Source organism: Paracoccus yibinensis (assembly GCF_030846195.1).
Lineage (GTDB): Bacteria > Pseudomonadota > Alphaproteobacteria > Rhodobacterales > Rhodobacteraceae > Paracoccus > Paracoccus yibinensis.
This window is the reverse complement of record NZ_JAVCWH010000004.1, coordinates 336,074-355,571: the sequence shown is the minus strand read 5'-3', so window position 1 is coordinate 355,571 and position 19,498 is coordinate 336,074. Positions and strand designations below refer to the sequence as shown.

At 64.9% G+C, this 19,498-nt stretch carries 19 protein-coding genes and 1 tRNA gene; 6 read left to right on the top strand and 14 right to left on the bottom strand.

Annotation, left to right across the window (positions count from 1 at the left end):
- Nucleotides 1-28 precede the first annotated feature (28 nt).
- From RAH32_RS12060 to RAH32_RS12035, 6 genes are all read right to left on the bottom strand, one after another.
- Nucleotides 29-421: a DUF2852 domain-containing protein gene (locus RAH32_RS12060; protein ID WP_306608181.1), complete on the bottom strand. Its 393-nt coding sequence runs from the start codon at nt 419-421 to the stop codon at nt 29-31.
- A gap of 101 nt (nt 422-522) precedes the next feature.
- Complete coding sequence (locus RAH32_RS12055) at nt 523-1,137, bottom strand: TetR/AcrR family transcriptional regulator (RefSeq protein WP_306608180.1); 615 nt, start codon at nt 1,135-1,137, stop codon at nt 523-525.
- Entirely contained in the window at nt 1,138-1,416 is a 279-nt protein-coding gene (locus tag RAH32_RS12050; protein WP_306608179.1) for an HPr family phosphocarrier protein, read from the bottom strand.
- Nucleotides 1,413-1,835 (bottom strand): PTS sugar transporter subunit IIA, encoded by a 423-nt coding sequence (locus RAH32_RS12045; RefSeq protein WP_306608178.1) that lies wholly within the window; start codon nt 1,833-1,835, stop codon nt 1,413-1,415. Before RAH32_RS12045 ends, RAH32_RS12050 begins: the two co-directional genes overlap by 4 nt.
- Nucleotides 1,832-2,836 (bottom strand): RNase adapter RapZ, encoded by a 1,005-nt coding sequence (gene rapZ / locus RAH32_RS12040; protein ID WP_306608208.1) that lies wholly within the window; start codon nt 2,834-2,836, stop codon nt 1,832-1,834. Before rapZ ends, RAH32_RS12045 begins: the two co-directional genes overlap by 4 nt.
- A gap of 32 nt (nt 2,837-2,868) precedes the next feature.
- Nucleotides 2,869-3,279, bottom strand: coding sequence for an HPr kinase/phosphorylase (locus RAH32_RS12035; protein WP_306608177.1), 411 nt, complete (start codon nt 3,277-3,279; stop codon nt 2,869-2,871).
- A 201-nt stretch (nt 3,280-3,480) separates the two neighbouring features.
- Between RAH32_RS12035 and RAH32_RS12030 the strand changes: the two genes are divergently transcribed.
- Nucleotides 3,481-5,076, top strand: coding sequence for a phosphoenolpyruvate carboxykinase (locus RAH32_RS12030; protein ID WP_306608176.1), 1,596 nt, complete (start codon nt 3,481-3,483; stop codon nt 5,074-5,076).
- 150 nt (nt 5,077-5,226) lie between these two features.
- On the opposite strand, the gene RAH32_RS12025 is transcribed toward RAH32_RS12030, so the two are convergent.
- From RAH32_RS12025 to RAH32_RS12010, 4 genes are all read right to left on the bottom strand, one after another.
- Nucleotides 5,227-7,206 (bottom strand): PhoX family protein, encoded by a 1,980-nt coding sequence (locus RAH32_RS12025; protein ID WP_306608175.1) that lies wholly within the window; start codon nt 7,204-7,206, stop codon nt 5,227-5,229.
- A gap of 135 nt (nt 7,207-7,341) precedes the next feature.
- On the bottom strand, nt 7,342-8,268 hold the full coding sequence (argF, locus tag RAH32_RS12020; protein WP_306608174.1) for an ornithine carbamoyltransferase: 927 nt from the start codon (nt 8,266-8,268) through the stop codon (nt 7,342-7,344).
- Nucleotides 8,269-8,459: 191 nt separating this feature from the next.
- Nucleotides 8,460-9,626: an aspartate aminotransferase family protein gene (locus RAH32_RS12015; RefSeq protein ID WP_306608173.1), complete on the bottom strand. Its 1,167-nt coding sequence runs from the start codon at nt 9,624-9,626 to the stop codon at nt 8,460-8,462.
- Nucleotides 9,627-9,767: 141 nt separating this feature from the next.
- Nucleotides 9,768-10,586, bottom strand: coding sequence for an ABC transporter permease (locus RAH32_RS12010; RefSeq protein WP_306608172.1), 819 nt, complete (start codon nt 10,584-10,586; stop codon nt 9,768-9,770).
- Nucleotides 10,587-10,703: 117 nt separating this feature from the next.
- Here RAH32_RS12010 and RAH32_RS12005 point away from each other — a divergent pair, with 117 nt between their 5' ends.
- Nucleotides 10,704-11,312 carry a GcrA family cell cycle regulator gene (locus RAH32_RS12005; protein WP_306608171.1) on the top strand — a complete coding sequence of 203 codons (609 nt, stop codon included), beginning with the start codon at nt 10,704-10,706 and terminating at the stop codon, nt 11,310-11,312.
- Here RAH32_RS12005 and RAH32_RS12000 read toward each other — a convergent pair.
- Both RAH32_RS12000 and RAH32_RS11995 read right to left on the bottom strand, forming a co-directional pair.
- Nucleotides 11,309-11,773, bottom strand: coding sequence for a BLUF domain-containing protein (locus RAH32_RS12000; protein WP_306608170.1), 465 nt, complete (start codon nt 11,771-11,773; stop codon nt 11,309-11,311). The two genes, RAH32_RS12005 and RAH32_RS12000, sit on opposite strands and share 4 nt — an antisense overlap.
- 257 nt (nt 11,774-12,030) lie before the next feature.
- On the bottom strand, nt 12,031-12,744 hold the full coding sequence (locus RAH32_RS11995) for a GntR family transcriptional regulator (protein WP_306608169.1): 714 nt from the start codon (nt 12,742-12,744) through the stop codon (nt 12,031-12,033).
- 183 nt (nt 12,745-12,927) lie between these two features.
- On the opposite strand from RAH32_RS11995, the gene RAH32_RS11990 reads away from it, so the two are divergent.
- Nucleotides 12,928-14,349 (top strand): NCS1 family nucleobase:cation symporter-1, encoded by a 1,422-nt coding sequence (locus tag RAH32_RS11990; protein WP_306608168.1) that lies wholly within the window; start codon nt 12,928-12,930, stop codon nt 14,347-14,349.
- 104 nt (nt 14,350-14,453) lie between these two features.
- Here RAH32_RS11990 and RAH32_RS11985 read toward each other — a convergent pair whose 3' ends face one another.
- The gene (locus RAH32_RS11985) at nt 14,454-15,104 is read right to left on the bottom strand and encodes a hypothetical protein (protein ID WP_306608167.1); all 651 of its coding nucleotides are present in this window, start codon (nt 15,102-15,104) and stop codon (nt 14,454-14,456) included.
- A gap of 151 nt (nt 15,105-15,255) precedes the next feature.
- Between RAH32_RS11985 and metG the strand changes: the two genes are divergently transcribed.
- The 3 genes from metG to RAH32_RS11970 all read left to right on the top strand — a co-directional run bounded on the left by metG (nt 15,256) and on the right by RAH32_RS11970 (nt 18,242).
- Entirely contained in the window at nt 15,256-16,974 is a 1,719-nt protein-coding gene (gene metG / locus RAH32_RS11980; protein ID WP_306608166.1) for a methionine--tRNA ligase, read from the top strand.
- A 74-nt stretch (nt 16,975-17,048) separates the two neighbouring features.
- Nucleotides 17,049-17,969: an arginase gene (gene rocF / locus RAH32_RS11975; RefSeq protein WP_306608165.1), complete on the top strand. Its 921-nt coding sequence runs from the start codon at nt 17,049-17,051 to the stop codon at nt 17,967-17,969.
- Nucleotides 17,970-18,165: 196 nt separating this feature from the next.
- Nucleotides 18,166-18,242: transfer RNA gene (locus RAH32_RS11970), tRNA-Leu, on the top strand.
- 490 nt (nt 18,243-18,732) lie between these two features.
- Here RAH32_RS11970 and RAH32_RS11965 read toward each other — a convergent pair.
- Entirely contained in the window at nt 18,733-19,497 is a 765-nt protein-coding gene (locus RAH32_RS11965; protein ID WP_306608164.1) for an SDR family NAD(P)-dependent oxidoreductase, read from the bottom strand.
- Between the last annotated feature and the right edge of the window lies 1 nt (nt 19,498).

Sequence of the window (19,498 nt, the reverse complement as noted above, 5' to 3'; positions counted from 1 at the left end):
AAGGGCCGGTCATCCCGGCCCTTTTTCGTCAGGCGCCCTGCTGGACGTCGGTCTTTTCGCCGCGGTTCTGCATGAACTGGTCGAATTCGGCCTTGTCCTTGGCCTCGCGCAGTTTTTCCAGGAAGTCCACGAATTCGCGATGCTCATCCTCAAGCCGCTTCAGCGTTTCCGCGCGATAGGCGTCAAAGGCGCTGTTGCCGGTGGTAGGGGCGTGATAGCGGGCCTGCGCCCGGCGGTTGCTGCAACCGAACATGCGTTTGCTCCAGATCATGTAGGCCAGAAGGGCAAGGCCAAGCGGCCAGAAGAAGACGAAGCCAAGGATCATGGCGATGACCCAGGCGGGCTTGCCGCGGGCATCCAGCCAGTCGCGGGCGCGGATCAGCGGACCCTGGACACGCGACGGCACAGGATAGGCGGGCATTCGATACGATGCGCTATGCATCCGGGAACCTCCCATGTTAATGTTAATCACATTTACATAGTTAGGGGGCTCCAGGTTTCCGTCAAGCGGTGCCCCTAAAATTATTCGCCGATCAGCCCCAGCCCTCGCAGATAGATGATCGCGCCGCTTTCCAGCATCTCGGACGCGCCGATGGAACTGCGCCCGCCGGGCTTGCCGCGCAGGAACAACTCGACCACCCCATGGCTGAGCGCCCATATGTGATTGGCCACCATCCGCACGGGCGGGCGGCGGCCAGGCGGCAGCCGCTCGGCCATGGTTTCGGCCGCACGGATCAGCGCCTGCTGCGCCCGGTCCGAAGCGGCGGCAAGATCGGCGTTTCCGGCGATCGAGATCCCGGATTCGAACATCGCCATGTAATAGCCCGGCTGCTCGGCCGCGAAATCCAGATAAGCCTGCCCCATGCGCATGAAGGCGGTCAGGGGGCGCGGCCTGCCGTCGTCGAAAGCCTGTTCCAGCCGCGTGCCGAAATCGACGAAGCCCTGCCGGGCCACCTCCTCCAGCAAGTCTTCGCGACCCTTGAAATGGCGATAGGGCGCGGCCGGGGACACGCCCGCGCGGCGGGCGGCCTCGGACAGGGTAAAGGCCAGGGGGCCGGTTTCCTGGATCAGCACGGCGGTCGCTTCGACCAGGGCCTGGCGCAGGTTGCCGTGGTGATAGGTCTTGCGGTCGGGCACCTACATGCCTTCGCCGAAGTAATCCGACACCAAGGCTTCAAGCGCATCGGCCAGGGCCATGGCGTCCGGGCCGCTGGTCGTCACCGTGATCTGGCTGCCGCGCGGCGCGGTCAGCATCAGAAGGCCCATGATGGAATCGCCCGACACGCACATGCCGTCCTTTTCGACCTGCGCCTGCGCGTCGAACCGTTCGACCAGATCGACGAATTTCGCACTGGCCCGCGCGTGAAGGCCCTTTTCGTTGATGATGGCAAGCCGGCGGGTGATCGGTCCGGTCATCCGAAGCGCGGTCCTGTGTCCAAGACAGCCTCGACGGGGACATTATAGGAATTGATGTATTTGCGCCCCGCTTCCTTCGCAAAGGCCACGGCGTCGGGCACCGGCAGATGACGCGACTTGGCCAGCTTGACCAGCATGGGCAGGTTCGCGCCGTAAAGGATGGTACGGTCGCGCATGGCGCAGGCGGGCAGCGACAGGTTCGACGGCGATCCCCCGAACAGGTCCGTCACCACCACCACCCCATTGCCGTCGTCAACCGCATTGGCTGCCGCCTGAATTTCGGCCGTCTTGGCGGCGCGGTCGTGATCGTCCTCGATCGCGACGGCTGCAATGCCGCTTTGCGGTCCCACCACATGTTCGACCGCCAGAAGATATTCCCTGGCCAGGCCGCCATGCGCCACGATCACGATTCCAATCAACGCGTTCCACCACGTTCAACAGCGCGCAGCCGACCCGCCTCTTGCGCGCTGCCCGTGGCATCGCCCAAGACCGGCGGCGCCGGAATGCGACGCTCGAGTTCCCTATGCCTTATTGACACCGGCCAACCCGCCTTCGCAAGCGCCAGGGCCACCTTTTCAGCCAAAGTGACGGAACGGTGTTGTCCGCCGGTGCAGCCGAATCCGACCGCCAGATGGGACTTTCCTTCCTCGACATAGGCTGGAAGCAGAAACAGGATCATGTCGCACACGCGATCATGGAATTCCGCAAAGCGCGAATCACCCGCGACATGGTCCTGCACCGCCGCGTCGCGCCCGGTCAGCGGGCGCAGCGCGGGTTCCCAATGCGGGTTTGTCAGGAACCGGCAATCGAACATCATGTCGATGCCGCGCGGCACCCCCCGCTTGTAGCTGAAGGAATGCAGCGACACGGAAAGCCTGCGGTTCGGGCGAATATCGAACCACCGCGTCAGTTCGGCCTTCAGGTCGTGGGGCGACAGTTCCGAGGTATCGACAAGAACGTCAGCCCGGACACGGATCGGGGACAGAAGGTCGATTTCCGCCATGACGCCTGCCGCAGGGGCGCTGTCGGGCGACAACGGATGACGCCGGCGGGTTTCGTTATAGCGCCGTTCCAGCACCTCGGGCGCGCAATCCAGAAACAGCACTTCGGGGGCATAGCGGGGATCGCGGGTCAGACGGTCGATCAATTCGATGACATTGCTGGCGGAAAAATCCCGGTTGCGCACGTCAAGGCCCAGGGCCAGCGGCTCGGGGCGGCTTGGCCCGTCCAGCAGGCGGGGGATCAGCGACAGGGGCAGGTTGTCGATCGCCTCGAACCCCAGATCCTCAAGCACATTGATTGCCGTGGACCGTCCGGCACCGGATGGACCCGTGACCAGAACCAATCGCTGCACCCCCTCGTCCGATACCGAGGGAAGCTCAGGGGATGCGGTGGTGGGATCGTCGGCCAGATCGACCATCTTTCCTGCCTGCAAGGGATACAGATCGTTCGTCATAGGACACGGCCGCCCAGCAAAAGCTGCCGCAGTGCAGCATAAAGATGCGGTCGATAAGGACCGCTGACAAGGGGCAAGGCCACCCCAAGCACATCATAGCTGCGCGACTGTGGCAGGCGCTCATCAGGGTCAGCCCCCAGATCGACCACCTGCGCGACCCGGACAGGCCCGGCGGGGTCCGCGGCCAGGATACCGATCCCACGTGCCTCGATCCGCCCCGACAAGGCGGGCGGGCAACTGGCAATGACATCAGCCCCGTCGCGGCGCAGGTCGGTCCTGTCGTCGGCGACCAGCGATGCGCCCGCCGCCAGCAGTTCCAGTGCCAAGGCAGACTTGCCCGCGCCTGAAGGCCCCAGGATCATCAGGCCAGCGTTCCGGATGGATACCGTGGTTGCATGAAGCTGCATTCCGAATCACCTCCTGATCCCATCATCGGCAGATTTCGCTAATATCGGGTTGAGACGCGGCGTATCTTGCCCCTGTTGGCGATAACATTATCTGTTTCCGCTAACTGTTCGCGCCAACTTCTTTTTTGCCCTTCGGCCCATGCTATAGCCGCCCCATACTGCTTCACGAAAGTGTTGCATGCCATCGCATGAGGAGAAACCATGTCCAGCCGTGTAAACCCGAACTGCAAGCTTGAGGATCAGGGAATCGAGGGCCTCGGCCGGGTTTACTACAACCTCCTGGAGCCGGCGCTGATGACCGAGGCTGTCGCCCGTGGCGAAGGCAAACTGGGCTTGGGCGGAACCTTTCTGGTGTCCACCGGCGCGCACACCGGCCGTTCGCCCAAGGACAAGTTCGTGGTCCGCACCCCCGAGGTCGAGGATACGATCTGGTGGGAAAACAACAAGCCGATGTCGCCCGAGGCCTTTGACCGCCTGCACGCCGACATGCTGGCCCATATGAAGGGCCGCGACTATTTCGTGCAGGACCTGTTCGGCGGCGCCGATGCCGACAACCGCCTGGACGTGCGCGTCGTGACCGAACTGGCCTGGCACGGGCTGTTCATCCGCCACCTGCTGCGCCGCCCGGACGCCGCTGAACTGGAACGCTTCACCCCCGACTTTACCATCATCAACTGCCCCGGCTTCAAGGCCGATCCTGAACGCCACGGCTGCCGCAGCGAGACCGTGATCGCGCTGAACTTCGCGAAAAAGCTGATCCTGATCGGCAACACCGCCTATGCGGGCGAGAACAAGAAATCGGTGTTCACGTTGCTGAACTATCTGCTGCCGGAAAAGGGCATCATGCCGATGCATTGTTCCGCCAACCACGCCATCGGCAACCCGGACGACAGCGCCGTGTTCTTCGGCCTGTCGGGCACCGGCAAGACCACGCTGTCGGCCGATCCCTCGCGCGTGCTGATCGGCGATGACGAACACGGCTGGTCGGATACCGGCATCTTCAACTTCGAGGGTGGCTGCTACGCCAAGACCATCAACCTGTCGCCCAAGGCCGAGCCGGAAATCCATGCCACCTGCTCTCGCTTCGGCACGGTGATCGAGAACATGGTTTTTGATCCCGACACGCTGGAGCTGGATTTCGAGGACAACTCGATCACCGACAACATGCGCTGCGCCTATCCGCTGGAGGCGATCAGTAACGCGTCGGAAACCAGCCTGGGCGGTCATCCGAAGAACGTCATCATGCTGACCTGCGACGCCTATGGCGTGCTGCCGCCGATCGCGCGGCTGACCCCGGCGCAGGCGATGTATCACTTCCTGTCGGGCTTCACGTCCAAGACGCCGGGGACCGAGGTCGGCGTGGTCGAGCCGGTCCCGACCTTCTCGACCTGCTTCGGCGCGCCCTTCATGCCGCGCCGCCCCGAAGTCTATGGCAAGCTGCTGCAGGAAAAGATCGCCCAGCATGGCGCAAGCTGCTGGCTGGTGAACACCGGCTGGACCGGCGGGGCCTTCGGCACCGGCAAGCGGATGCCGATCGCCGCGACCCGCGCCCTGCTGGCGGCGGCCCTGGACGGCAGCCTGAACGACGTGCAGTTCCGCAAGGACCCGAACTTCGGCTTCGAGGTTCCGGTGTCGGTGCCGGGCGTCGAGGACAAGCTGCTGGATCCGCGCCAGACCTGGGCCGATCCGGCCGCCTATGACAAGCAGGCCGCCAAGCTGGTGCAGATGTTCAGCGACAACTTCGCGCAATATCTGGAAGCCATCGACGATGAGGTTCGCGCGGCGGCCATCGGCTGAACGGACCGGACATGAACAGGAAAGGCCGCGCGGGTTGCGCGGCCTTTTGCTTTCGGGACGCGGTGCGTGCAGAGCACGCACCCTACGGCATGAGGGGATCACCAAACGTAGGGTGCGTGCTTGCACGCACCGTCCACGCACCCCACGGGATCACCCGATCCGGCCGCCGCCCTGCCTGGTGATCGCCACGACCGCCGGGCGCACCGGCATCGCGTCATTGAAATCCGGCCAGCGGGTGGACAGATCCTCGTAATAGGACGGGCGGCCGTGGCCTTCCCAGTCATCGCCACCATCGCCCGGGTGCTGCACGGCCACGAAGAAGGTGGTCATGTCCTCGGTGATGCAGGGGCCGCAAAGCTCTCCGCCGACCGGCACGCGATAGAACAGGCGCGACGTGCCGCGCGCCGCGCCCTCGGTATCGACCGCCCACAGGCCATCGGTCCGGCCCGTGTCCGACATCGAGTTGCCGTCGGTCGAGACCCACAGGCGCCCGTCGGCATCGACGGCGGCGTTGTCCGGCATCCCGAACCAGCCGTTCACCGTGGTTTCGGTCGAGAAGGTCGCGCCCACCTCGGCAATCTTCGGATCGCCGCATTTCACCAAGATTTCCCAGGTGCCCGTGGTGGCGGTGAAGTCGCCGTCCGCCTCGATGATCTCGATGATATGGCCGAAGGCGTTGTCCACGCGGGGATTGGCGGCGTTCGCTTCCTCGCGCTTGGTGTTGTTGGTCAGCATGACATAGGCGCGCCCTGTGACCGGGTTCGGCTGGATGTCCTCGGGGCGGTCCATCGGCGTCGCTTCCAGCAGGTCGGCGGCGCGGCGGGTCTCGATCAGCACGTCGGCCTGGGATGCAAAGCCGTTGGCGGCGGTCAGCGGGCCTTCGCCATGGACCAGCGGCATCCATTCCACGCGGCCATCATCATGGAACCGCGCGACATACAGCGTGCCCTTGTCCAGCAGGTCCATGTTGGCGGCGCGGTCCTCGGGATTGTATTTGCCCGCCGTCACAAATTTATAGACGTAATCAAACCGCTCGTCGTCGCCCAGGTAGAAGACCACGCGGCCGTCCTTGGCGACCACGCTTTCCGCGCCCTCGTGCTTGAAGCGGCCAAGCGCGGTGCGCTTCTTCGGGGTCGACGCCGGGTCCATCACGTCTACCTCGACGATCCAGCCGAAGCGGTTGGCCTCGTTCGGGTCTTTCGCAACATCGAAGCGGTCGTGGAACCTGCCCCAGGCATAGGTCGATTCGGGGATGCCGAGGCGTTCGTAGTTGGCGGCCTCGGCATGGCCCTCGGGCAACTCGCCCATGAAATAGCCGTGGATATTCTCTTCGGCCATGATGTAGGTGCCCCAGGGGGTCACGCCGCCCGCGCAGTTGTTGATGGTGCCGAAGACCTTGCGGCCCGATGGATCGGCGACCGTCTGCAGGCGCGCATGACCGGCGGCAGGGCCGCGCAGTTCCATTTCCGTCTTGGCGGTGATGCGGCGGTTCAGCGCGCCGTCCAGCACCGGCTGCCACTTGCCGTCCACGCGCCGGATCTCGATGATCGTGCCGCCATGGGCCGCCATCTCGATGTTCACGCGGGTTTCGTCGGCGTCAGACACCTCGATCTCGCCGTCCTTGATGGTGACGATGCCGGGGAACATCAGGTGTTCGTTGGTGTATTCGTGGTTCACGACCAGCAGGCCGCGATCATCGGCGCCGTCCAGCGGGATGAAGCCCACGAAGTCGTTGTTGTAGCCGAACTGGCGTTCCTGCGCGGCCTCGGACTGGTTGGCGGGATCGAAGTCGGGCGCGTCGGCAAAGACCTTGTCGCCCCAGCGAAGCAGCACGTCGGCGTCATAGCCTTCGGCGACATGGTGGTTGGCATCCACGCCCGCCGTCACCTCGGGGAAGTTGAAGGCCGAGGCCGAGGACGCCTGCGCATCGGTGGCGGACAGCAGCGCGATCGGGCTGACCGTGGCCGAGATCGCCGTCACCGCCATGGACCCCTTCAGGAAGCCGCGGCGCGAGAAGCGGGCCGCGATGATCTCGCCCATGGTGCGGCTGTTCGTCGGGTTCAGGCCGGGGCCACAGGCCTCCTCCAGCTTGCTGGTGCGAAAGATGTTGCGGGTCTGCTGGTCACGCATCGCGCTCTCCTGGCTGTCGTTGGGGCCACGGGGCCTGTCGGGCAGCGATTAGGGGGGCGGTGCGACAGGGATGCGTCAGGTTTGTGAAGGTTTGACGAAAACGCCCGCCGGATGGCGGGCGTCCGGCAGGTCCGTTCAGACGCCCAGGCACCAGCGCATCACGGCCTTCTGGGCGTGCAGCCGGTTCTCGGCCTCGTCCCAGATGACTGAATGGGGGCCGTCCATCACCGCGCTTGTCACCTCGTCCTCGCGATGAGCGGGCAGGCAGTGCATGAACAAGCTGTCGGGCTTGGCCTTCGCCATCAGCGCTTCATTGACCTGATAGCCGCGCAGCTGGTTGTGGCGGCGTTCCTTCGCCGATTGGGGATCGTGCATCGACACCCAGGTATCGGCCATGACCAGGTCGGCGCCTTCGACCGCCTGGGCCGGGTCGCGCACGATCTCGGCCCGGACGCCTTGGGCGCGGGCGAATTCCAGCGCCTCGCGTTCGGGATCGAGCGGCGGGGGGCCGCTGAAGGTGAAGTCGTATCCGAACTGGCCTGCCCCATGGATCACGCTGGCGCAGACATTGTTGCCGTCGCCGACCCAGACCACCTTGCGGCCTGCGATGGGGCCGCGGTGTTCCTCGAAGGTCATCACGTCGGCCATGATCTGGCAGGGATGGGTGCGGTTCGTCAGGCCGTTGATGACCGGGACGGTCGCGTATTCCGCCATCTCCAGCAGGGTCGCCTCCTCGAAGGTGCGGATCATGATGAGATCGACATAGCGCGACAGCACGCGGGCGGTATCGGCGATCGTCTCGCCATGGCCCAGCTGCATTTCCGACCCAGACAGGACCATGGTCGAGCCGCCCATCTGCCGCACGCCCACGTCGAAGCTGACGCGGGTGCGGGTGGACGGTTTTTCGAAGATCAGCGCCACCATGCGGCCCGCCAGGGGCTGGTCGTCATCAGGCATCCCCTTGGGGCGGTTGTTGCGGGCGGCCTTCATGGCAAGGGCCTGATCGATGATCGACCGCAGGTCGGCCTTGCCGGTGGTATGGATGTCCAGAAAATGCTTCATCTTTGTGGCTTTCGACGATTTGGGCAAGGAAGCCCGCTTGGGCCGGCCGGGTCAAGAGGGGGGGGCGCTGCCCCCACGCGCGTGCCGCGCGTTCCCCCGGGATATTTGCGTGAAGAAGAAGCGGTTATCGTCGGCGCGTCAGCAGGCGGCAGGGATGATCCCCGCCGCCGGTGGCCCGTCTGGCCGCCAGGTCAGCCAAGGCTTGCCGCCGCGCGGTCGAGCCGCGCCACCGCCTCGGTAATTTCGTCATCAGAGATGTTCAGGGGCGGCAGCAGGCGCAGGGTGTTGTCGGCGGCGGGCACGGTCAGCAGGTGCTGGGCGTATCCGGCCTTGACGACATCCGTGGGGGCCACCTTGCATTTCAGGCCCAGCATCAGGCCCTGGCCGCGCACGCTTTCGAAGACATCGGGGTGGGCGGCGACCAGGCCTTCCAGCCTTTGCCGGAACAGGGCGGCCTTGCGGTTCACCTCGGCCAGGAAGGCGTCGTCGGCCACGATCTCCATCACTCGGGCGCCCACGGCGCAGGCCAGGGGGTTGCCGCCATAGGTCGATCCATGCGTGCCCGCGACCATGCCTGCGGCGGCCTTTTCCGTCGCCAGCACCGCACCCAGGGGAAAGCCGCCGCCAATACCCTTGGCGACCATCATGATGTCGGGGGTGATGCCCGCATATTCATGCGCGAACAGCCGGCCCGTCCGGCCCATGCCGCATTGCACCTCGTCCAGGACCAGAAGCGCGCCGTGCTTGTCGCAGAGGGCGCGGATTTGCCGCAGGTCCGCATCGGGCAGCGGGCGGATGCCGCCTTCGCCCTGCACGGGTTCCAGCATGACCGCCGCCGTCTTGTCGCTGATCGCAGCCTTCAGCGCGTCCAGATCGCCCCAGGGCAGCGTGCGGAAGCCGGGCATCAGCGGGCCGAAGCCCTTGACCATCTTCTCGGCCCCAGAGGCGGCGATGGCACCGGTGGACCGGCCATGGAAGGCGCCTTCGAAGGTCAGGATCTCGATGCGGTCCTGGCCCTGATCGTGCCAGTACTTGCGGATCATCTTGATTGCCAGTTCGGCGGCCTCGGTCCCCGAATTGGTAATGAAGGCGGTGTCGGCGAAGGTGTGTTCGACCAGCAGGTCCGCCAACCGTTCCTGCTGCGGGATCTGGTACAGGTTCGAGACATGCCAGATTTTCCCCGCCTGTTCCGTCAGCGCGGCCACCAGGTCGGGGTTCGCGTGGCCCAGCACGTTCACCGCGATGCCCGACCCCAGGTCCAGATATCGCGTGCCGTCCGTGGCGATGGCCCAGGCCCCTTCGCCCTTTTCAAAGGCGATGGGCGCGCGGTTATAGGTCGGCAGGACGTGCGAAATCATTGGGGACTCCCCGATTGGCAGGACGGAATGTGAAGGCAGGCGGGATCGGACGGTGACGAAACGTCAACGTCGGGGACGGGCAAGGATGGCGGTCCGCGTGATCATGGCATCGGCCATAGCGCCGTTTCACATCCCGCGCAATCACGCTTTCATCCGATAGCCGGTTTTCAGCCAGTGCCAGGCCAGCCACAGGATCAGGCCCACGACGACGATGCAGATGACCAGGCCGCGCCAGACCGGCGCGTCGCTGACCCCCGTGACGCCATAGCGCGCGCCGTCGATCAGGTAGAAGACCGGGTTCCAGTGCGACAGCGTGCGGAAGGGTTCCGGCAGGGCTTGGACGGAATAGAAGGTGCCCGACAGGAAGGACAGCGGCGTGATGACGAAGTTGCTGATCGCGGCCATCTGGTCGAACTTCTGCGCCAGCACCCCGGCGAGGATGCCAAGCCCCCCCAGCATCAGCGCGGCCAGCAGGATGAAGGTCAGCGCCCAGGCGGGATGCGCGATCCCCTGGCCCGTGACCAGCACCATCCCGGTGCCGATCACCAGGCCCACCAGACCGGCGCGCGCGGCAGACCCGGCCAAGTAACCGACCAGCAACTCGCCCGCCGACAGGGGCGGCATCAGCGTGTCGACGATATTGCCCTGCACCTTGGCCGAGGTGATCGAACTGGACGTGTTGGCAAAGGCGTTCTGGATCACCGTCATCATCAGGATGCCCGGTCCCAGGAAGACCAGATAGGGCAGGCCCATCACCTGCCCCCGCCCCTGCCCCATCGCCAGGGCGAAGATCAGCACGAACAGCGCCGCCGTCATCAGCGGCGCGAAGATCGTCTGCTGCCATACGGCCATGAAGCGCATCACCTCTCGGGTGGCGAGGGTGCGCAGGCCCAGCCAATTGAAACGGCCGAAGCGGCGCACGCCCATGGCCGGGGTGTTGGTGCGGATCGTAGGAGGCATCAGGCGGTCCTTGAATTTCTGCGCGTCGGCGGCTAAATCCGGGCATCCCGTTTCTGACGGGGGCAATCGCAGGTTTCAAGATGGGGCGGCGCGGATCGCGCGCCCGGAAAGGCAGCCATGTCCTGGACGGACGAACGCGTCGAGACGCTGAAGCGCATGTGGGCCGAGGGCCAGTCGGCCAGCGCCATCGCCAAGGAACTGGGCGGCGTGACCCGCAACGCGGTCATCGGCAAGGTCCACCGGCTTGGGCTGTCCAACCGCAACGATGACCCCGAACCCGCACCGGCGCCTGCCCCCGAACCCGTGGCGGACAAGAAGATCGACCGCAAGCCCGCGCCTGCCGCCGAACCCGCCCGTCCCGAACCCCAGCCCGAAGTCGCGGCCGCGCCGGCCGACCCTGCCCCGGAAGAACCCGTGTCCCAGCCTGTCTTCACCCCTGTTCCGCGCCGCCCCATCGTGCCGGCGGGCCAGCCCCTGCCGCCGCAGCCTTCGGCCAACGAGATCAGCCCGGAAACCCTGGCCTCGGTCCGCGAGGTGGAAAAGCGCGCCCGCAAGCTGACGCTGATGGAACTGACCGAGCGCACCTGCAAATGGCCGATCGGTGATCCCGCGACCGAGAAGTTCTGGTTCTGCGGCCTGCCCAGTCAATCGGGCAAGCCTTACTGCGAAGCCCATGTCAGCGTGGCCTTCCAGCCGATGAGCTCGCGCCGAGACCGGCGGCGCTAAGCGCCGGCGGTGGTCTGGCTGACGGATTTCAGAAAGGCGTTGACCCGGTCGACATAGGCACGCGGATCGTCAGTCCTGCTGTTCCAGTCCGCGAGCCATTCGAACAGCGATGCCGTGGCGTGGTCCGAAAAACGCATGTCCCAGTCCTTGAACAGGCGCTGTGTCAGGGTCCCCTGGTCCAGCACTGTCATGCTCATGTGGCGGTCGTCCTCGCGCAACATGTCGAGCAGGTGGAAAACCTGTTGCCAGGGACCTTCCAGCCACTGGAAGAATGTCCCGTTCTCATAATGCAGGCAGCCGGTAAGGCCGCGCATGCGGTTGCGGTGGCGTGATTGTTCCAGGATCCTGTCCAGCGCAGATCGGTCAAGCTGGGGATGGGCTATGCTGCGATACAGGCAATAGCCCAGCCGGTCGCCGGGTGTCGGTATCCAGGCACGATCCGAAGGTGAATGGTCTTGCACAGGTTGGACTTTCGCATGGTCGTCGTGACAGGGGGTGGTTTGCCATCCCGTTCGCCTCATCCATGCATTTCGATCACAAGGCCCTTAAATTTCCATGAATTCACCCAGAACTTCGCGCTGCTTGTGACGCGCCGATATGGCAGGCGGCGACAAGTCGCATCGCACGCAATCGGATCGGGAAACCCGTCAGTCTCGCTTGTCCTCGCGACCTCCTGCCTCTTGAAAGGCCTGTGTTACAACAAGCATGCCCATGGAGTTCAGGGCACTGCAGTCGAAGTGGCGTCGCCCTGTTCCGTGATGCCCCACCAGCGCAGGGTTTGGACAAGGTGATGTCCAATGGCCGCACAGGCACCCTCGGCATCGCCAGCCTCGAGGGCCGTGATGATGTCCAGATGTTCGTTCATGGCCGAGACGATCCGGTCGGCAAGAAAAGGCCGGGTATTCTGGATCACGGCAATCCGCACACGGTTCTCGGCATAGATGCGGCGCGCCAGGCGCGAGTCCAGACCTTCGGACAAGGCGTCATGCAGGGACAGGTCCGTGGCGATCGCCTGAGGGGGCAATTCGGGCGTCGGCGCACGGATCGCGCGGTCGCGCAAGGATTCATGGGCCTGCCGCAGTTTGGCGAAGGAATCGGGCAGTCCCGCACGAACCAGCCGACGCGCACCTTCGCAGTCAAGGATTGCCCGCAGGTCCAGACATTCCCGCGTGATGGCAGGGCTTGACTCCATCACCATGATGCCGCGCTTGGGCATGATGACCAGCAGTTCGGCGGCCTCGGCCCGCTTGACGGCATCGCGCACGGCCGCGATGGGCAGGCCCAGGCGCTCGACCAAGGCGGGGACGGACAAAAAGGATCCGCTGCGAAGATGTCCGTCGCATAGCTGGGCAATCAATGCCTGATGCGCCCGCTCGGCCAGCAGTTCCGGCTGGGTGCGATCGTCCTGGGCGCTTGGAAGGGCGATATCCATGGCCATTCCTGATACCTCCTTCCCGCGAGGGATTTTGCAATTTTCGTAGATACAGCTTTCAGAAATCGTGATGACGAAGCGTCAACAATCTTAGCTAACATGTTACCTGGAACTTCAGATTGCAAGCCCCTTGCCGGCCGGTTCCTTTGACAGCCGATCGCGCCCCTGCAAAAGGCATGAACCATGCACAGTACAACATTCGACGGCACAGTCCCCGTAACGGATCGCGACCCTCTGGCCCCTGTCTCGCCCGACGAGAAAAGCTGGGGCTGGTTCGCGATCTTCAACGTCTGGGCAAACGATATCCAGTCCCTTTTCGGCTATTCGCTGGTCGCGTCCCTGTTCATCTCCTATGGCGTCAGCGGCTGGACCGCCTTCGCCGCGCTGATCGCGGCGGGTCTGCTGGTGATGTTCCTGGTGAACCTGTCCGGCGCGGCCGGGGAACGCTACGGCATTCCCTATCCGGTCTTTGCCCGTGCCAGCATGGGAACGGCCGGGGCCAAGCTGCCTGCAGTGCTGCGCGCCACGGTTGCGGTCTTCTGGTATGGGGTGCAGGTCTATTTCGCCTCGACGGCCTTTGCCCTGCTGATCCGGTCGGTGACCGGAATCACCGGCGGGACCGAATTCCTCGGGTTGACCGCGATCGACTGGACGTCGTTCCTGCTGGTCTGGGTGTTCCATATCCTGATCTTCTGGCGCGGCATGGGGTGGGTCGAAACCTTCCTCAACATCGCCGGACCGTTCGTCTATCTGGTGATGATCGGCCTGGTCGTCGTGCTGTGGCAGCGTTCGGACGGCCAACTGCTGGCGCAGGCCCAGACCATCTTCGCCAATCCAGAAGGAACCTGGAGCACCGAACTGGCAGGGTTCATTGCCATCGTCGGCACCATGGTCGCCTATTTCGCCGCCGTGATGATCAACTTCAGCGATTTCTCGCGCTATTGCCGGAACAAGCGGGCGATGACCTTTGGCAACCTGACCGGCCTGCCCTTCAACATGATCCTGTTCTCGGCCCTGGCGTTGCTGACCACGGCCGGCGCCGCCGTCGTCTATGGCGAGGCCCTGATCAACCCGACGGAAATCGTCGAGCGCACCGACAGCGTGATCCTGGCCATCATTGCCGCCATCACCTTCTTCGCGGCGACCGTGGGCATCAACCTGGTGGCGAACTTCATCCCAGCCGTGAATGGCATCGCCAACCTGGCGCCAGGCCGCATCGGGTTCCGCATGGCGGGCCTGATCACCTCGGCCATCGCGCTGGTGGTCGGCGGCTTCTGGACCAGCTTCATCAGTCAGGTGGGCATTGACGGGTTCGTCAATACCCTGGGCGCGACCCTGGCCCCGCTTTATGGCATCCTGATCGCCGACTACTATCTTCTGCGCAAACAACAACTGGCAGTCGCGGATCTGTATGACGACCGGGGCGGCATCTATCACTATCGCAACGGCTGGAACGACAAGGCTGTCTTTGCCTTCGCCACTGCGGCCATCTTCTCGGTTGCGGCGGTCTGGGTGCCGTTCCTGAACCAGCTGTCCGGCTATGCGTGGCTGATCGGCGCGGCGCTTGGCGGGACCATCTACTACATGCGCAGCCTGCGGGGCTGAAACAATCGCAAACCCCGCCTCCCTGGGGCCGGCCCGGTTCATCACGAACCGGGCCATCACGACTTCCGGGCATGGGGGGCGGACCGCTTGCAGGACAGGACCCTTCAGCCCTGCCGTGCCCAGCCTATCCGGCGGCCCAGGACCACCGCCATGACCAGCAACATCGAGGCGACAAGTTCCAGCATCTCCTCGATCCTCGAGGCCCGGACCACGACCTCGGCGCCGATCTCGTGACTGATCGCGGACAGCTTGCGCCCGATCCCGTCCAGGCTTTTCGACACGGCCACGGCGATGCCCGCCAGCAGGACCTGCCAACTGTCCGCCCGTCCCGCGCGCAGCCCCCGGACAAAGCCGGGAACGGTTCGGGTCGCCAGCCGCCAGGCGCAGACCAGGATCAGCACGATCACCGCCGCGCCCGCGATCTTTTCAGGCAAGGGCGCAGGACCGGAATAAAGCCGCAGTTGCAACACGCCGTCGGTCGTCAGCGCCTTGTCCAAGTCCAGTTCGCGCAGGAACATCAGGACCAGGATCACCGGCAGGTGCCACTGGCTGCGCCGCAGGCCCGTGGGCATCACCGCAACCAGCAGCACGGCGGCTGCCAGATAATAGACGCCCGACAGGAACTCGATCGTATGACCCTCGCGAAAGATCTGGGCGATGGTGTCGTGCAGCAGCAAATCCACCGCCAGCATCAGGACAAGGGCTGCCAGCATCAGCGACAGCACCGTCGCAGGTTGCAGAAGACTGTGGCGCAAGGACTGGCTCCGGTTCTGGCGGCTGGCTGGCGGACGGCACGAAAGGGCAGCCTAGGGGGCCGGGACAGGGGGATCAAGCGCGCCGTGAAATGCTGGCCTTCCCGCCCGCGCCTATATAGATACGGGGCCGATCAGATTTACAGGAACCGGAATGGCCCGCCACCTCATCACCTCCGCCCTGCCCTATATCAACGGCATCAAGCACCTGGGCAACCTTGTCGGGTCGCAACTGCCTGCCGACCTTTACGCCCGCTTCCTGCGGACGCGGGGGCACGAGGTGATGTTCATCTGCGCGACCGACGAACACGGCACCCCGGCGGAACTGGCCGCCGCCAAGACGGGTGAACCCGTGGCCGACTACTGCGCGCGGATGCACGGGGTTCAGGCGGAACTGGCGCGGGGCTTCGGGCTGTCCTTCGACCATTACGGCCGGTCCTCCAGCCCTCAGAACCATGCGCTGACCCAGCATTTCGCGGGCAGGCTGGCCGACAACGGCTATATCGCCGAGGTCAGCGAAAAGCAGGTCTATTCCGTGGACGACGGCCGTTTCCTGCCCGACCGCTATATCGAGGGCACCTGCCCCAACTGCGGTTACGACAAGGCGCGCGGCGACCAGTGCGAGAACTGCACCAAGCAGCTTGACCCCACCGACCTGATCGACCCGCGCAGCGCGATTTCCGGCAGCACCAATCTGGAAGTGCGGGAAACCAAGCACCTTTATCTGCGCCAGTCCGCGCTGAAGGACCAGATCAGCGACTGGATCGACAGCAAGACCGACTGGCCGATCCTGACGACCTCGATCGCGCGCAAGTGGCTGGACGATGGAGAGGGCTTGCAGGACCGGGGCATCACCCGCGACCTGCATTGGGGTGTGCCCGTCCGACGCGGCGACCAGCCCTGGCCGGGGATGGAGGGCAAGGTCTTCTATGTCTGGTTCGATGCCCCCATCGAATACATCGCCGCGACCGCCGAATGGGCGGACGCCAATGGCAAGACTGACGCCGACTGGCGACGCTGGTGGCGCCGCGACGAAGGCGCGGACGACGTGACCTATACCCAGTTCATGGGCAAGGACAACGTCCCCTTCCACACCCTGTCCTTCCCGGCCACCCTGATCGGGTCCGGCGAGCCGTGGCGGATGGTCGATTACATCAAGTCCTTCAACTATCTGACCTATGACGGCGGGCAGTTTTCCACCAGCCAGGGGCGCGGCGTCTTCATGGACCATGCGCTCGAAATCCTGCCGGCGGATTACTGGCGGTGGTGGCTTCTGTCCCACGCCCCGGAGTCCGGCGACAGCGAGTTCACCTGGGAGAATTTCCAGCAATCCGTGAACAAGGATCTAGCCGACGTCCTGGGCAATTTCGTCAGCCGCATCACCAAGTTCTGCCGGTCGAAGTTCGGCGAGACGGTCCCCGAGGGCGGCCAATACGGTCCCGAGGAAGCCGCCTTGGTCGAGGCCCTGACCGCCCGCATCCGCGCTTATGAAGGTTTCATGGCCGCGATGGATGTCCGCAAGTCCGCGTCCGAACTGCGCGCCATCTGGGTTCTGGGCAACGAATACCTTCAATCTGCCGCCCCTTGGTCCACCTTCAAGACCGACCCGGAAAAGGCGGCGATGCAGGTGCGCCTGGGCCTGAACCTGATCCGCCTTTACGCGGTCCTGTCCGCGCCCTTCATCCCCTTTGCGTCGCGCGCGATGCTGGACGCGATGGGAACCGGCGACGACACCTGGCCTGACGACGTGGCGGCGGCACTGACCGCCTTGCCCGCAGGTCACGCCTTCACCGTGCCGGATGTGCTGTTCGCCAAGATCACCGACGAACAACGCGCCGAATGGGCCGAGCGATTCAAGGGCGTGCGCCAGTAACACCGCGTGGCGGTGGACATTCCCGTCCCGCCTGCCTTTATTCGGGACAAACATCCCAGGAGGAAAGGCACGGCATGACCCATTGCATCCTGATCGGCGCGCCCGTCGACGAAGGCCAGCGTCGCCTCGGCTGCCTGATGGGGCCGGCGGCCTATCGCGTGGCGGGGTTGGGAGGCACCCTTGCGGCCCTGGGTCACACGGTCCGGGACATGGGCGATGTGCAGCCGGACCCGGCGCCCCCGGTGACTTGCGCCAATCCGGCCGTCCATCATTTGCCGGAAGTGATCGCCTGGACGAATGCGCTGCAAGACGCGGTGGTCCAGGCGCTGCCCGAGGGATTGCCGATCATCATGGGGGGCGACCACGCCCTTGCACTGGGCACCGTGGCGGGGGCGGCGATCCATGCGCAGCGGCAGGGAAGGCCGCTGTTCGTGCTGTGGCTGGACGCCCATAGCGACATTCATACGGTCCAGACGACGACCTCGGGCAACCTGCACGGCACGCCGATCGCCTATGCCCTGGGCCTGCCGGGCTTCGATCCGTTTCCGCCCTTTCCGCATCCCGTGCCGGGCGAAAACATCTGCATGTTCGGCATCCGCAGCGTCGATCCCGCCGAACATACCGCGATGCTGGCCATCGACATCACCGTGAACGACATGCGGGTTCTGGACGAACAGGGGATCGTCGCGCCCCTGCGCGCCTTCCTGGATCGGGTCGCGGCGGCGGGCGGGTTGCTGCATGTCTCGCTGGACGTGGATTTCCTCGATCCGTCGATCGCGCCCGCCGTGGGCACGACCGTTCCCGGCGGCACCACCTTCCGCGAGGCGCATCTGGTCATGGAACTGCTGCACGAATCCGGCCTTGTCACGTCTCTGGACCTGGTGGAGTTGAATCCGTTTCTGGACGAACGGGGCCGCACGGCCAAGCTGATGGTCGATCTGGTGGGCAGCCTGATGGGACGCAAGGTCTTCGACCGCCCCACCCGCAGCTTCTAGGGCCGCAACGACCGGCCCTTGTCATTCCCTGTCCCGCCCGCTAGCGAAATCAAGGCACGGGCATGGCTGAATGGCAGACGCATGGGACTGAACTTCCGCCGTCTGCACAAAGAAGCATAGCCTTTCTAAGGCGTTGTGCTATCAGTTTCCAACCGGGGCCACACCGAGGCCAAACCGGTTTCGTAAGAGAGCGACTGGGCCCATACCCCAATTGGTAGAGGGAGAGGTCTTAAACACCTTTCAGTCCGGGTTCGAGTCCCGGTGGGCCTACCATCGCTTTCCCCCGCCAGTCGGCCTCCCCGGTGAAGCGTGGCGATGATCGCGCAAAGGTGGGAATACCTCGCCTTCTTCGCCCGCGTCATGTCCACACCAGCGATGTCCAGAGGCAAGGATCTCCACGCCGAACGAAGCAGGGCACGAATTTCCGGCACAGCTTGCGAAACCCATGCCCGTGAGCCGATCGAACGCCTTGAACACACGCCATGGTTCCTGATGTTCCTGCGGTTGGGCCCATGCCTGTCCAGCCCCTTTGCCAAGGCTTCCGTCGAGAGACGTGCCGTCAGCGGCACGGATCGTCGTGGCAGTGACATTCGTGGAAACCGCAATGATCGCCCCGTCCAGTCCGTTGCGGATGTCGGCGCGAACAGTGCAGCCGTAGGTCTCCGCGCGATCCGCAGGTTCGAGCCTGCCTCAGGAAGGACCACTTGCGACAGGCGGGCGAAGGGGCCGCCACAGCCCCCCTCCGCGTCGGTGGGAAGCTCTTTCAGGGCGACGTATAGCCGCCGTCCACCAGGTGATAGCTGCCGGTGATGAAGCTGGCGCGGTCCGACAGCAGGAAGCAGGTCAGGGCCGACACCTCGGTCGGTTTGCCGATGCGGCCCACGGGGTGCAGAGCGGCCAGGCCCTCCATGACCTCGGGCGACAGGTTGGCCGACAGCAGGGGCGTGTCGATGAAGGCGGGGCCGACCGCGTTCACGCGGATTCCTTGCCGCGCGTATTCCATGGCGGCGGTCTTGGTCAGCCCCAGAAGCGCGTGCTTGGCCGCGACATAGGGCGCGGCATTGGCAAAGCCCACCAATCCCAGGATCGAGGACATGTTGACGATGGACCCGCCCCCGGCGCGCAGCATCGCGGGGATCTGCCACCGCATCCCGTAGAAGACGCCGTTCAGGTTGATGTCGATCACGCGGCGCCAGTCCTGCGACGGATAGTCCCCGGTCGGCTTCGACGGCCCGCCGATGCCCGCGTTGTTCACCGCCATGTGCAGCCCGCCGCAGTCCTTTTCCGCGAACGCCGCCATCTCGCGCATGGCGTCCTCGTCGGTGACATCGGCGGCGAAGGCCTTGGCCTTGCCCCCGGCTGCCGCGATCTCGTCAACCACAGCCCGGCAGGCTTCGTCCTTCAGGTCGCTGACGATCACAAGCGCGCCGGACGCCGCAAGCTCCAGGGCGATCTCGTGGCCCAGCCCCGAGGCGGCGCCGGTCACGATTGCGGTTCGGCCCGAGAAGTCGAAGCGGATGTCGGTCATG